This window comes from Geodermatophilus sp. SYSU D00965 (assembly GCF_054050075.1).
Window position 1 is genome coordinate 1 of sequence record NZ_JBJGYQ010000016.1, and the last position, 12,894, is coordinate 12,894.

14 protein-coding genes are annotated in these 12,894 nt (G+C 74.6%); 4 read left to right on the forward strand and 10 right to left on the reverse strand.

The features are described 5' to 3' along the window. Nucleotides 1-249 precede the first annotated feature (249 nt). A complete protein-coding gene (locus tag ACI789_RS15765; RefSeq protein ID WP_457010318.1) occupies nt 250-1,185 on the reverse strand; it encodes an acyl-ACP desaturase in 936 nt (311 codons plus the stop codon). A gap of 188 nt (nt 1,186-1,373) precedes the next feature. On the opposite strand from ACI789_RS15765, the gene ACI789_RS15770 reads away from it, so the two are divergent. Continuing rightward, nucleotides 1,374-2,948, forward strand: a complete 1,575-nt coding sequence (locus ACI789_RS15770) for an LCP family glycopolymer transferase (protein ID WP_457010319.1) — start codon at nt 1,374-1,376, stop codon at nt 2,946-2,948. 82 nt (nt 2,949-3,030) lie between these two features. On the opposite strand, the gene ACI789_RS15775 is transcribed toward ACI789_RS15770, so the two are convergent. Together ACI789_RS15775 and ACI789_RS15780 are read right to left on the reverse strand one after the other, a co-directional pair. Continuing rightward, entirely contained in the window at nt 3,031-3,414 is a 384-nt protein-coding gene (locus tag ACI789_RS15775; RefSeq protein ID WP_457010320.1) for a VOC family protein, read from the reverse strand. 9 nt (nt 3,415-3,423) lie between these two features. Then, nucleotides 3,424-3,696 carry an ArsR/SmtB family transcription factor gene (locus tag ACI789_RS15780; protein WP_457010321.1) on the reverse strand — a complete coding sequence of 91 codons (273 nt, stop codon included), beginning with the start codon at nt 3,694-3,696 and terminating at the stop codon, nt 3,424-3,426. Between the two features lie 54 nt (nt 3,697-3,750). On the opposite strand from ACI789_RS15780, the gene ACI789_RS15785 reads away from it, so the two are divergent. Next, nucleotides 3,751-3,948 carry a hypothetical protein gene (locus ACI789_RS15785; protein WP_457010322.1) on the forward strand — a complete coding sequence of 66 codons (198 nt, stop codon included), beginning with the start codon at nt 3,751-3,753 and terminating at the stop codon, nt 3,946-3,948. Between the two features lie 70 nt (nt 3,949-4,018). After that, complete coding sequence (locus ACI789_RS15790; RefSeq protein ID WP_456920706.1) at nt 4,019-4,219, forward strand: hypothetical protein; 201 nt, start codon at nt 4,019-4,021, stop codon at nt 4,217-4,219. Between the two features lie 24 nt (nt 4,220-4,243). Here ACI789_RS15790 and ACI789_RS15795 read toward each other — a convergent pair whose 3' ends face one another. From ACI789_RS15795 to ACI789_RS15825, 7 genes are all read right to left on the reverse strand, one after another. Further along, nucleotides 4,244-5,062 (reverse strand): SDR family oxidoreductase, encoded by an 819-nt coding sequence (locus ACI789_RS15795; protein WP_457010323.1) that lies wholly within the window; start codon nt 5,060-5,062, stop codon nt 4,244-4,246. A gap of 100 nt (nt 5,063-5,162) precedes the next feature. After that, complete coding sequence (locus tag ACI789_RS15800) at nt 5,163-6,374, reverse strand: acyl-CoA dehydrogenase family protein (RefSeq protein WP_457010324.1); 1,212 nt, start codon at nt 6,372-6,374, stop codon at nt 5,163-5,165. A gap of 28 nt (nt 6,375-6,402) precedes the next feature. Then, nucleotides 6,403-6,693: a DUF3040 domain-containing protein gene (locus tag ACI789_RS15805; protein ID WP_457010325.1), complete on the reverse strand. Its 291-nt coding sequence runs from the start codon at nt 6,691-6,693 to the stop codon at nt 6,403-6,405. 183 nt (nt 6,694-6,876) lie between these two features. Then, the gene (locus tag ACI789_RS15810; RefSeq protein WP_457010326.1) at nt 6,877-7,323 is read right to left on the reverse strand and encodes a DUF4383 domain-containing protein; all 447 of its coding nucleotides are present in this window, start codon (nt 7,321-7,323) and stop codon (nt 6,877-6,879) included. Between the two features lie 174 nt (nt 7,324-7,497). Next, the gene (locus ACI789_RS15815) at nt 7,498-9,141 is read right to left on the reverse strand and encodes a carbamoyltransferase family protein (protein WP_457010327.1); all 1,644 of its coding nucleotides are present in this window, start codon (nt 9,139-9,141) and stop codon (nt 7,498-7,500) included. 164 nt (nt 9,142-9,305) lie between these two features. After that, nucleotides 9,306-11,012, reverse strand: a complete 1,707-nt coding sequence (locus ACI789_RS15820; RefSeq protein ID WP_457010328.1) for a RecQ family ATP-dependent DNA helicase — start codon at nt 11,010-11,012, stop codon at nt 9,306-9,308. Nucleotides 11,013-11,101: 89 nt separating this feature from the next. Then, nucleotides 11,102-12,328 carry a DUF2786 domain-containing protein gene (locus tag ACI789_RS15825; RefSeq protein ID WP_457010329.1) on the reverse strand — a complete coding sequence of 409 codons (1,227 nt, stop codon included), beginning with the start codon at nt 12,326-12,328 and terminating at the stop codon, nt 11,102-11,104. Between the two features lie 128 nt (nt 12,329-12,456). Here ACI789_RS15825 and ACI789_RS15830 point away from each other — a divergent pair, with 128 nt between their 5' ends. Continuing rightward, on the forward strand, nt 12,457-12,852 hold the full coding sequence (locus ACI789_RS15830) for a TOBE domain-containing protein (protein WP_457010330.1): 396 nt from the start codon (nt 12,457-12,459) through the stop codon (nt 12,850-12,852). Nucleotides 12,853-12,894 lie beyond the last annotated feature (42 nt).

Sequence of the window (12,894 nt, forward strand, 5' to 3'; positions counted from 1 at the left end):
TCCTCGGGGACCCTCCGGGCCCCGCTCGTCGCTCGGGCGACACCGCGGCCAGGTACCCCCTGCAGCGGCGCTGAGCCCCGGCGGTCCTTCGCTCCTCGGGGACCCTCCGGGCCCCGCTCGTCGCTCGGGCGACACCGCGGCCAGGTACCCCCTGCAGCGGCGCTGAGCCCCGGCGGTCCTTCGCTCCTCGGGGACCCTCCGGGCCCCGCTCGTCGCTCGCGGACGCGTTGCCGCGCCCTGGCACTCCGCTCAGTCCTGGCGGGCGGCCTCGCGGGCGCGGGCGCGTTCGCGGCTCTCGACGAAGCGGGTGGCCTGCGCGTCGAGGCCGGCCAGGAACCCCGCGAGCTCCTCCCGGGCCTTCTCGCCGGCCGGGCCGAGGTCGGTGCGGTCGAAGACCCGCCAGGCGCGCAGCACCGGGCTGACCACCTCGTCGTGGTGCAGCCGCAGGTCGTAGATCCCCGCCTTGGCGATGAGCGTCGAGTTCCTGCGGAAGCCGGCCATCGTGGCCCCGGGCATCTCGAAGCCGACGACCTCCTTGGTCACCGCCTGCATGGCGAGGTCGGGGTCGATGTCGAACGCCGCGGCCATGAGGTTCCGGTAGAAGACCATGTGCAGGTTCTCGTCGGTCGCGATGCGGGCGAGCAGCCGGTCGGCGACCGGGTCGCCGGTGGCCCGCCCGGTGTTGCGGTGCGAGACGCGGGTGGCCAGTTCCTGGAAGGAGACGTAGGCGACCGCCTCCAGCGGCGTCTTGTCCCCGGAGTCGTACCCGAGCGTCATGTACTCCATCCGGGCCCGCTCCAGGGCGACCGGGTCCACGCCGCGGGTGACGACGAGGTAGTCGCGGAGCGCGACCCCGTGCCGGTTCTCCTCCGCCGTCCACCGGCCGACCCACTGACCCCAGGCGCCGTCCCGGCCGAAGCGGGTGGCGATCTCGCGGTGGTAGCTGGGCAGGTTGTCCTCGGTGAGCAGGTTGACGAACATCGCGGCCTTCGCGGGCTCGTCGAGCCGGGACTGCTCCGGCGACCAGTCCTCGCCGCCGAGGAAGGCGAAGTCCCGCCCCCGCGACCACGGGACGTAGTCGTGCGGGTGCCACTCCTTGGCGACGGTCAGGTGGCGGTCGAGGTTCTGGGCGACCACCGGCTCGAGCTCGTGGAGCACCGCCGCGTGGGGGGACGTGCGGGTCATGGGAGACCTCCGGTCGGTCCGTGAGCGTCGGTCGGCTCCCTGCCGGGTTCCCTGGCGGGACCGGCGTCACGCATCGGGCCTCTCCGATCGGGTGCACCGCAGGTGGGACGCGCAGAACAGCCGGTACGGAGTGGTTCTGAGTGGGACCATGGTCGAATGACCCGGATCCGTCCTGCACAGGCGTGCCCGTGAGCGAGCACGAGGACGCGACCCAGCCCATCGGGCCGGCACGGCCGCTCCCACCGCCGCACGGACCGGTCTACACCCGCGAGACCCGTGGGCGCTCCTTCTGGTCGGCGCTGGGCCTGACCGTCCTCGGCGCGATCCTGCCGGGGACGGCGTTCCTCGCCGCCGGACGCCGCAAGCTCGGCGTCGTCACGCTGGTGCTCTTCGCCCTCCTGGTCGGCGGCGCGGTCTGGCTGGCCACCGCCGGACGGCGCACCGCGGTGCAGATCGCGCTGGACTCCGCGTCGCTGGGCTGGCTGCTGGCCGGGGTCGTCGCCGTGGCGCTGCTGTGGATGGTCGTCGTCGTCGCCGGCTACCGGGCGCTGCTGCCGGAGCGCACGTCCGGCGTCCGGAAGACGCTCGGGGCGGTGGTCGTCCTGGCGCTGCTGGCCGGGATCGGGTACCCGTCGTTCCGGGCCGCCGAGGTGGCCACCGCCCAGCGCGGGCTGCTCGACGACGTCTTCGCCGACGACCGGCGGTCGGCGACGGTCGACGACACCCCCGACCCGTTCGGCGACCAGGAGCGGGTCAACGTGCTGCTGCTCGGCGGGGACGGCGGCGTCGGCCGCGAGGGCGTGCGCACCGACACCGTGATCGTGGCCAGCATCGACACCGACACCGGTGACACGACGCTGTTCAGCCTCCCGCGCAACCTCGAGGACCTGCCCTTCCCCGAGGACAGCCCGCTGGCCGAGGTCTACCCCGACGGCTTCGAGGGCGCCAACGAGGCCGACAGCCTGCTCAACGCCGTCTACCGCACCGGGCCGGCCACGCACCCCGACATCCTCGGCCCCACCGACGACCCGGGCGCGGACTTCCTCAAGCTCGGCGTCGGCGAGGCGCTCGGCCTGCACATCGACTACTTCGTGCTGGTCAACCTCGACGGGTTCAGCCGGCTGGTCGACGCGCTCGGCGGGATCACCGTCAACGTCAACTACTACGTGCCGATCAACGGGATCACCGGCGAGGAGCTGCCGGACGACTACATCGAGCCGGGGCCGAACCAGCACATGGACGGCTGGACGGCCCTCCAGTTCGCCCGCGGTCGCTACGGGCTCACCGACTACGACCGGATGGCCCGCCAGCGCTGCACCATCGACGCGATCATCGACGCCGCCGACCCGGTCACCCTGCTGCAGCGCTACCAGGAGCTGGCGGCGACGACCCAGGACATCGTGAGCACCGACATCCCGCGGTCGGCGCTGGACGACTTCGTCGACCTCGGCTTCCTGGTCAAGGACGCCGAGGTGCGCAGCGTCGTCTTCGACGACAGCGTGATCACCCCGGCCTACCCCGACTACGACCTCATCCGGCAGATCGTGCAGGACGCCCTCGCGCCGGCCCCGGCTCCGGACGACTCCACGGACGGCGCCGACGGCACCGCCGCGCCGACCCCGGCCGAGCAGACGCCGCCGCCGGCCGGCACCCCGGAGGGCGACGCCCAGGCCGTGACCGACGTCAGGGACGCCTGCGCCTACGACCCCGCGCAGGCGCAGGCCGCCCGGGACGCGGGGGAGCCGCCCAACCGGGCCGGCTGAAGCAGGACCCCGTCCAGGGGCTCGCCGTGGCCCCGTCCCGGTCCCGTCCTGAGCTCGCGAAGGGTGGGGAGGACGGGGTCCTTCAGGTGCTCGCGAGCTGGATCAGGTTGCCGCAGGTGTCGTCGAGGACGGCGGTGGTCACCGGCCCCATGGTCAGCGGCTCCTGGGTGAAGGTGACGCCCAGCCCCTTCAGCCGCTCGTACTCCGCCGGGACGTCGTCCACCGCGAACGAGGTGAACGGGATGCCGTCGGCGACCAGCGCGGCCTTGAACGGCCCGACGGCCGGGTGCCCGTCGGGCTCGAGCACGAGCTCGACGCCGTCCGGGGCCTCCGGGGAGACGACGGTCAGCCAGCGGTGCTCGCCCAGGGGCACCTCCGTCTTCTTCACGAAGCCCAGCACCTCCGTGTAGAAGCGCAGGGCCTTCTCCTGGTCGTCGACGAGGACGCTGGCGAGGTTGATGCGCACGAGTTCTCCTCAGGGGTCGATCCGCCACCGTTCGGTGATGGTCCGGAGGGGCCCGGTGTCCAGGGAGTGGAACTTGTACCGGCCCTCGCGGCGGGTCCGCACCAGGCCGGCGTCCTCGAGGACGTCCAGGTGCTGGGAGACGGCCTGGCGGGACGAGGTGAGCCCGTGCTTGGTGACCAGCCGGGCGCACAGCTCGAACAGCGTCTGACCGTCCCGCTCCTGGAGCTCGTCGAGGATCGTGCGCCGGGTCGGGTCCGCGAGGGCCTTGAACACGTCGCCCACGGCGGAACAATACGCAAGCATCTGCTTGCATGACAAGGGCCTAGGGTCGGCTCCATGAGCTCTCCCCGACCGGCGGCCCGCCGCGAGCGACAGGTGGCCCTGCTGGTGGCGGGCGTGGCCGCCGTCCTGCTGGTGTCCTCACCGACCTGGTTCGCCAGCGACCAGGCCGGCGTCGGCGTCGCGCAGCTGTTCCTCGGCGTCGTCCTCGCGGGCGTGGCCGCGTTCCTGTACCGCCGGGCGCAGCGTCGCTGACGCCGTTGCACGCCGACGTGACCGGGACCACGCTGGACCGCGTCTGTCGGCGACCGAGCGGAGGTCAGGCGTGAAGCTGGACAAGCAGGAGCTGCTCCGGGTGCTGCGCACCGAGGGCGACAACGAGACGGCGGACGAGGTCGAGGCGCAGCTGCCCGACGAGATCGACACCGACCGGGACGGCGAGGCGCTCGCCGCCGTGGGGCTGGACCGCACGCAGCTCATGGCGAAGCTCGCCGGCGGCGGGTTCGGCTCGACGCTGGCGCCCTGAGGGCAGCGGCCGCCCGCCCGCGCGTCACCGACCGCGCCAGGCGCCGCCGGCGGCCGCCGACCGCGCGTACTCCTCGAACGGCGTGGGCGGGCGGCCGGTGACCCGGCGGACGGCGTCGTCCGGCGCGTCGTCCCCGCGGGCGCGCAGGCCTGCGAAGGCGGCCAACTCCGCCTCGACCTCGGCGGGGTCACGGCCGAGGTCCAGCTGGGCGCGGCGGTACGCGGCGGGGTCGCCGGCGAAGCGCGCCGGGGGACCACCCGCTCCTTCGATGACCGCCAGCGCCTCGGCGAAGGAGAGCGCCCGCGGGCCGTGCAGCTCGTAGGTCCGGCCGCCGTGACCGTCGGTGGTCAGCGCGACCGCCGCGACCGCGGCGACGTCCCCGGCGTCGACGAACGCCTGGCGCAGGTCGCCGAGGGGCAGCGCCAGCTCGCCGGCGAGCACCGCGTCGCGGAAGAAGCCCTCGTCGAAGTCCTGGTCGAACCAGTTCGGCCGCAGCACCGTCCACTCCGCCCCCGAGGCGCGCACCGCCCGCTCGGCGTCCAGCAGCCGGCCGTCGCCCATCTCCTCGACCGCGCCGCTGGACAGCAGCACGATCCGGCGCACGCCGCTCTCCGCGGCCAGCGTCACGAACCGCGGGTCGACGGGGACGCCGTCGGGCGCCATCAGGTACACCGCCGCGACGCCGTCCAGCGCCGGTTGCCAGGTCTCCGGCGACGACCAGTCGAAGCGCGTGGCGCTGCTGCGGGACGCCGGTCGCACGGCGTGCCCGGCCGCGCGGAGGGCCTGGACCACGCGGCGCCCGGTGGTCCCGGTGGCGCCGAGGACGAGGACGGGACCGGTCATCCCCGCACCGTGGCACGGGGCACCGACAACCCCCGGTCAGCGGAGTGCGGGCAGCGAGGACTCCTCGCTCCCCGCACCCCGCTGAGCCCGGGATGTCCCGTCAGCCCACGAACGGGCGGTCGCGGGCCAGCTCCTCGCGGGCGACCGAGCGCAGGTGGACGGCGTCCGGCCCGTCGGCGATGCGCAGCGTGCGGGCGGCGGCGTAGAAACGGGCGAGCACCGTGTCGTCGCTGACGCCGGCACCGCCGTGCACCTGGATGGCCCGGTCGATGACCTCGCAGGCCACCCGCGGGGCCACGACCTTGATGCCGGCGATCTCGGTGCGGGCACCCTTGGCCCCGTACCGGTCGATGAGGTCGGCGGTCTTGAGCACCAGCAACCGGGCCTGGTCGATCTCCAGCCGGGAGAGCGCGACGAGCTCGCGGACGGTGCCCTGCTCGGCCAGCGCCCGCCCGAAGGCCACCCGGCCCTGCGCCCGGTCGACCATCAGCGCCAGGGCCCGCTCGGCCATGCCGAGGGCGCGCATGCAGTGGTGGATGCGCCCGGGGCCGAGCCGTGCCTGGGCGATCGCGAACCCGTCACCCTCGCCGGCGAGCAGGTTGCCCACCGGGACGCGGACGTCGGTGAGGACCAGCTCGGAGTGGCCGTGCTGGTCCTGGTACCCGAAGACCGGCAGGTGCCGCACGATCTCCAGCCCCGGGGTCTCCCGCGGGACCAGGACCATCGACTGCTGGCGGTGCGCCGGGCCCTGCGGATCGGTCTTCCCCATCACGATGAAGACCTGGCACCGCTCGTCGGCGGCACCGGTGGTCCACCACTTCCGGCCGTTGACGACGTACTCGTCGCCGTCCCGGACGATCGAGGTCGTGATGTTGCGGGCGTCGGACGACGCGACGTCCGGCTCGGTCATCGCGAAGCCGGAGCGGATCTCGCCGTCGAGCAGGGGCTGCAGCCAGCGCTCCTTCTGCTCGGGCGTGCCGAACAGCATCAGCGTCTCCATGTTGCCGGTGTCCGGCGCCCCGCAGTTGGTCACCTCGGGGGCGATCGTCGGGCTCCAGCCGGTGATCTCGGCGACGGAGGCGTACTCCAGGTTGGTCAGCCCGCCGAGCTCGGGGGAGAACAGGTTCCACAGCCCCCGCTTGCGCGCCTCGACCTTCAGCTCGTCGAGCACCGGCGGGTGCGCGTGGTCGTCGTGCCCGCGGGCGGCCCGCCACGCCGCGTAGACGGGCTCGGCGGGGAAGACCTGCTCGCGCATGAAGTCCCACATCCGGCCGCAGACGTCCTCGGCTCGGGCGGACAGGGAGAAGTCCATGACCGCAACGTAGAGCCCCCGACGCGGGTCACGGGGGTGGCGGGTCGTCCTCCGGTGGGGACGGCGCCAGCAGCCAGTGGCACACCAGCAGCGGCGTGGCCAGGACGGCGATGCCCAGGAGGCCGAACGCCATCGGCCCCAGGAGCACCGGCGAGAGCGCGGCGGTCAGGACGCCGGTGAGCGCCAGCCAGACCAGCACCCGCCGGCGGTCGCGCTGCGGGGCGGCCGGCTGGGGACCGGCGGACAGCAGGGCGGCCAGGTCGGGGTCCTCGCGGGCGAGGTCCTCGCCCAGGGCCCGCAGCACGGGGTCGTCGTCCACGGCGGTGCCTCCGGGAGCCGGAGCCTGCGGCGGTGCGCACGCCAGTAGGCGACCGCGTGACCGCACTGTCGAGTGCCCCTGGTCACCGTGCCCGCAGGGACCTTGGGTGGTGCCCCGGACAGGCCGGAGGCCGGGCCCCTGCTCGGGACCCGGCCTCCGGGTGCGTGGCGCGGTGTCCCGTCCTCAGACGCGGGTGGACCGGCCGCCCACGGCGCTGCGGACCGGGCCCAGCGCGATGACCAGACCGACCAGCGCGGTCAGGAGGTGCAGCACGTTGTCGGCGGCGTTGATGCTCAGGAAGTCCCAGGCCTCCCCGATGGCGATCAGGCCGTAGACGAACGCCGCGCCGTAGCCGACGGCGAGCAGCCAGCCGTAGGTGCGGGCCCCGGCGAGGGTGCGCGCCAGGAGCAGCCCGGCGATGCCGATCACGATGTGCACGACGTTGTGCATGCCGTTGATCTCGAAGCCGAGCAGGGTCTTGCCGGTGTCGTGGGCGAAGAAGCCCTCGAAGCCGGTGACGAAGAAGCCGATGATGCCGACGATCAGGTAGATCGCCCCGAAGGCCAGCGCCAGGGCCTGGGGCCAGGTCATGGCCCCCCGGCCGGTGCCGGCGTCGCCGGTTGCGGACATGGTGGTCCTCCCAGGTGTGCGCGGCCCGCCCTGTTCTGGACGGCCCGGAGCCGGAAATACCCGCAGGTCGCGATCGCTAACGGTCATCCCCGTCGAGGGGACGATCGTCACCCGACCGTGACCTGCCGGTCCGGTCCCGTCACCCGGGTGTTCGGCTCCGCCCCGCCGACCGGTTCAGCGCGGCGTCGGCTTGGGGCGCCGGACGACGAACGGGCCGATCGCCAGCAGGTCGACCGGGGCCGAGCCGAAGCACTCCAGGGCGTCGCGCGGGTCGTCGACCATCGGCCGGCCGGCGGTGTTCAAGCTCGTGTTGACCACGACCGGCAGCCCGGTGCGCCGCTCGAAGCACTCGAGCATGCGGGCGACCAGCGGCTCCTCGGCCCGGTCCACGGTCTGGATGCGCGCCGTCCCGTCGACGTGGGTGACCGTGGGGATGCGGTCCCGCCACTCGGGGGCGACGTCGTGCACGAAGAGCATGTAGCGCGACGGGATCGGGCCCCGGCTGAAGATCTGCGGCGCCCGCTCGGCCAGGACCATGGGCGCGACCGGGCGGAACTGCTCGCGGCCCTTGACGTTGTTCATCCGCTCGAGGTTGGCCTCGTACCCGGGGTGGGCCAGCAGTGACCGGTGGCCCAGCGCGCGCGGGCCGTACTCGCTGCGGCCCTGGAACCAGGCGACGATCCCGTTGTCGGCCAAGACGGCGGCGACGGCGTCGGCGACGTCGTGCGGCCGCTCGTAGTCGATCGCGGCCGTCCGCAGCCACTGCTCGATCTCGTCGTCGGACCAGCCGCGGCCCAGGTCGGCGCCGGGCATCGGCTCGGTCTGCTCGCCGAGCACGCGGGCCACGTGCAGGGCGCTGCCCAGGGCGGTGCCGGCGTCACCGGCGGCCGGCTGCACCCACACGTCCTCGAACGGGGTCTCGGCGTAGATGCGGGTGTTGGCGACGCAGTTCAGCGCCGTGCCGCCGGCGAGGGTCAGCGTGCGCTCGCCGGTCTGCTCGTACAGCCACCGGGCCAGGTCGAGCATGACCTCCTCCAGCCGCTGCTGGACGGAGGCGGCGAGGTCGGCGTGGTCCGGGGTCCAGTCGTCGCCCTTGCCCAGCCGGGGCGCGAACTCGGAGAAGTCGATCCGCTCGGTGCGGAAGCCGCCGTCGTCGGTGGCCCGGATGAGCTCGGTGAGCTCGCCGAGGAACCGCGGCTTGCCGTACGAGGCCATCGCCATGACCTTGAACTCGTCGCTGCTGCGCAGGAAGCCCAGGTGGTCGGTGAGCTCCTCGTACATCAGGCCGAGGGAGTGCGGCAGCGCCTGGCCGGCCAGGACCTCCAGCTGCCCGTCGACGTAGCGGCCGGCCAGGTGGCTGTGCGCCTCACCGCGGCCGTCGAGCACGAGCACCGCGTTGGACGGCGTGGGGGCGGCCAGCCCGGCGGAGGCCGCGTGCGCCACGTGGTGCTTGACGAAGCGGACCTTGGCCGGGTCGAGGCCGGGCAGCGCGTGGGCGAGGAACTCCGGTGCCTTCTCCGCGTACATCTTCCGCATGACGTCGCCGGGGTCGTTCAGCCCGGACTCCTCCGGCGTCCCCATCAGGGCGGGGTCGAAGGAGTAGGCGACCGCGTCGAGCTCCTCGGGGTGGATGCCGGCCTCGGCGAGGCACCACGCCGCCGACAGCTCCGGCAGCTCCCAGGCGCTCCACGGCAGGGGACGCTTGCCGTGCTTGCGACGGCTGAAGCGCTCCTCCTCCGCGGCGGCCACGATGCGGCCGTCGACGACGAGCGCCGCTGCGGGGTCGTGGTAGATCGCGTTGATGCCGAGGACCTTCACCCGTGTACTCCTCCCGCCGGGCGGCGACCGCCCGATCCGTCGTTGTGTTGATCATCGAGCCGGTGACCTTGGTCCGCATGGCGAACGGCCCAGGTCACCCGACCGTGCGCCTCCGGCCCCGTCCCGGGCCCGCCCTGGGCTCGCGAGGCGGGGGAGGGTCTCCTTCAGTCGCGGCGGCGCAGCAGGTCGTGCTCGGTGACCGCGGCCAGGGCGAGGGTCTTGTAGCCGACCTCCTCGAAGAGGACGACGACCCGGTCGTCCTCCACCCGCATGACCACGCCCGGACCCCACTCGGCGTGCTCGACGGGCGTCTGCGCCGGGAACGGGGTGTCGTCGTCGGCGGACGGCTGCTCCTGGGACAGCCCGGCAGAGCAGTTGTCGCAGTTGCCGCACGGCTTCTCCAGCTGCTCGCCGAAGTAGCCGAGCAGGAACTGCCGCCGGCACTCGGTGGTCTCGGCGTAGCCGCGCATCATCTCGACCCGGCTCTGGTCGACCCGCTCGTGGTGCTCGGCCAGCTCGTGCGCGGCCGAGGCGGCCTCCCCGGGGCTCGGCGCGCCCTCGGCCGGGTGGGCGGCGCCCTCGTCGTCGAGCACCACCGCCGACACCTGCTCGAGCAGGTTCAGGTCGCGGGCCAGCGGGGTGGCGCCCCGGCCGGTCTCCTCGCGCAGCTGCTTGACGTCGACGCCGTCCTCGATGCCGGCGACCTCGGCGGCGGCGACCAGGCCGGCCACCTGCTGCAGCTCCTCCTCGGCCGGGATGCCGGCGGCGAAGAACTTGCGGACGCCGAGGTCCTCCTGCCGGTACACCAGCACCGCCAGCGCCGGCTGCCCGTCGCGGCCGGCGCGGCCGATCTCCTGGTAGTAGCTGTCGACGGAGTCGGCCGGCTCGGCGTGGACGACGAAGCGGGTGTCGGGCTTGTCGATGCCCATGCCGAAGGCGGTCGTGGCGACGACGACGTCGAGCTCGTCGTCCATGAACGCCCGCTGGGTCTCCTCGCGGTCGGCCTTGCGCAACCCCGCGTGGTAGGGCGCCGCCCGCAGCCCGCGCTCGGTGAGCTCGGTGGCGATCTCCTCGGTGCCCTTGCGGGTGGCGCTGTAGACGATGCCCGGCGTCCGCCCGTCGCCGACCTCGGCGAGCACGCGGTCGAGGACCGCCTGCTGCTTGCCGTGGGCGTCGGCGTGCTGCTCGACCTCCAGCCGGATCTCCGGACGGTCGAAGCCGGCGACGACGGTCCGCGGGTCGCGCATCGCCAGCCGCTCGAGGATCTCCGCGCGCACCGGCGGCGCCGCGGTCGCGGTGAGCGCCAGCACGGTGGGGTGCCCGAGCTGCTCGACGACCGCGCCCAGCCGCAGGTAGTCGGGGCGGAAGTCGTGCCCCCAGGCGGAGACGCAGTGCGCCTCGTCCACCACGAACAGCGCCGGGTGCGCCTCGGCGATCGCCTCCACCACCTCGGGCTTGGCCAACTGCTCGGGGGCGAGGAACAGGTAGCGGACCGTTCCGTCCGCCAGGCCCTCCAGGGCGGCCCGCTGGTCACCGGCCGACAGGGCCGAGTTCAGCTGCGCGGCCTGCCCGTCGAGGCCGTCGAGCTCCTCGAGCCGGCCGACCTGGTCGCGCTGCAGGGCGATGAGCGGGGAGACGACCAGCACCGGGCCGTCCGCGAGCTGGCCGGCGACCTGGTAGACCGCGGACTTGCCGGCGCCCGAGGGCAGCACCGCGAGGGTGTCGCGCCCCTCGACCACCGCCTTCATCGCCTCCTCCTGGCCGGGCCGGAACTCCTCGATGCCGAGGAGGTCGCGAGCCACCGCGCGGATGCGGCGGGTGCGGACGGAGGGGGACGCCCCGGCGGGGTGGTCCTCGTTGCTGCGGGGCACCGGCTCCCGCTGCCCGGGGGCCGAGGTCGGCAAACGGAACGCCGGTGTGCTGTGTCGCGCACCGCGTCCCTGCGGGGCAGCCGGTGCGGTCACCGCAACCACGAGCGGCGGGACCCGACGTCGGCGGAGTCCGCGGCGGCCCGGCCGGCGTACCAGCCCGCAGGGTCCATCGACGCCCGGCTGCGGCTGGTGCGCACCCGGGGGAACAGCTCGGTGAAGGCCTCGTCCACCGCCTCCTGCCGCGAGCGCAGGACCGGCAGCAGGTCCACGCCGTGCTCCGCCGCCGCGCTGGACGTGGCCCGCTCGCGGCTGGTCCGCAGCCGTTCGCCGATGCGGCCCGCGTAACCCAGCAGGAACGCCCGCCGGAAGGAGCGGGACGCCGATCCCCGCGCCGCGGACCGCTCGGCCGCCGCGAGGGCCGGGCCCGCCTGCAGCAGCAGGGAGGTGAACAGCAGCTCGACCGCGTCGAGGTCGGAGGGGATGCCGACCAGGTTGGCGATGGCCAGGCTCCGGTACCAGACCAGCCGCACGTCGTTGGCGTCCGCGACCGCCCCGAGCAGCTGCACCTTGGCCCGCACGTACGGGTCGTCGACGTGCACCCGCCGGGTGCCGACCACCGCCCGGGCCGGGCCGGGGCGGCCCGAGTCCAGGAGCGCGGCGTCGACCGCGTGCCGGGCCATCAGCTCCTGCGCCTTGGCGGTGAGCGCCTCGGCCTCCTCCGGGAACTCCGTCGACTCCGCCTTGGCCAGCAGGCTTCGGATGCGCCGCAGCAGCCGTGCGTCGGCGGCGGCCGGGGCGGGCTCCGCGCGGCGGGTCTCCGTGCCCCATCGGGAGGGCGGCGGCACCAGCCGGTCGATCCGGGGGAGCGTGCGCAGGACGCCGGCCACGTGCAGCACACCGCGCCAGGCCTCGGCGGCGGGGCGGCTCTCGGCCCGGTGCCAGGCGGCGACGACGTCCCCGTCGCCCGGGTCGAGGGCGCCCAGCTCGCGCAGCTGGGACACCCACGGCTCGGGCGCCCGCGCGGCGGCGTCGGTCCGCCGGGCGTCCTCGGCGAGCAACGCGACGGTCAGCCGCGCCGCTCGGCCGGCCGCCTGGCGGCGCACCGCGTGCACCACGTCGGCCGGCTGCCACCCCCGCTCCCAGGCCTCGGCGAGGGCGGAGAGCAACGCCCGGGTCGCCCGGCCGGCGGCGTCGACGGCGGGGTCTCGCGCGGCCAGCACGGCGGCCGTCTCGTCGGCGTCGCGCGGGTCGTCGAGCCAGTGGCCGGCGAGGAGCAGGTCGCGCAGCCAGGTCTCGTCCGCAGTCGTCGTCCCCATGCCGGGCATGCTCCCCCGCCGCCGCCCCGGAGGCCGGTCGCGCCTGTGGACGACGCCGGGCGGTCCACAGATCCGCGCCTGCGCCTCTGTTGACGGGAGAGGACCGCAGCCGCGGCTAGGCTCGGCCCGTGGCCGCCTCCTACCGCATCGCCGAGGCAGCCGCGCTGCTCGGCGTGAGCGACGACACCGTGCGCCGCTGGATCGACAGCGGCCGCCTGCCCGCCCGCCGCGACGGCGGTGGCCCGGCCCAGGTCGACGGCGCCGAGCTGGCCCGGGTCGCCACCCGGCTGCACGAGGCGCCCGAACCCGGCACCACGCGGCACTCCTCGGCCCGCAACCGGCTCACCGGCATCGTCACGCGCGTCCTGCGGGACACGGTCATGGCCCAGGTGGAGATCCAGGCGGGGCCGTTCCGGGTGGTCTCGCTGATGTCCCGCGAGGCGGCCGACGAGCTGGGCCTCGACGTCGGCGTCCGGGCGGTGGCGACGGTCAAGGCCACCCAGGTCAGCGTCGACGTCCCCTGATCCGGCAGTCGCGGACGAGTCCCGGCCAGATCGCGCGCGTCT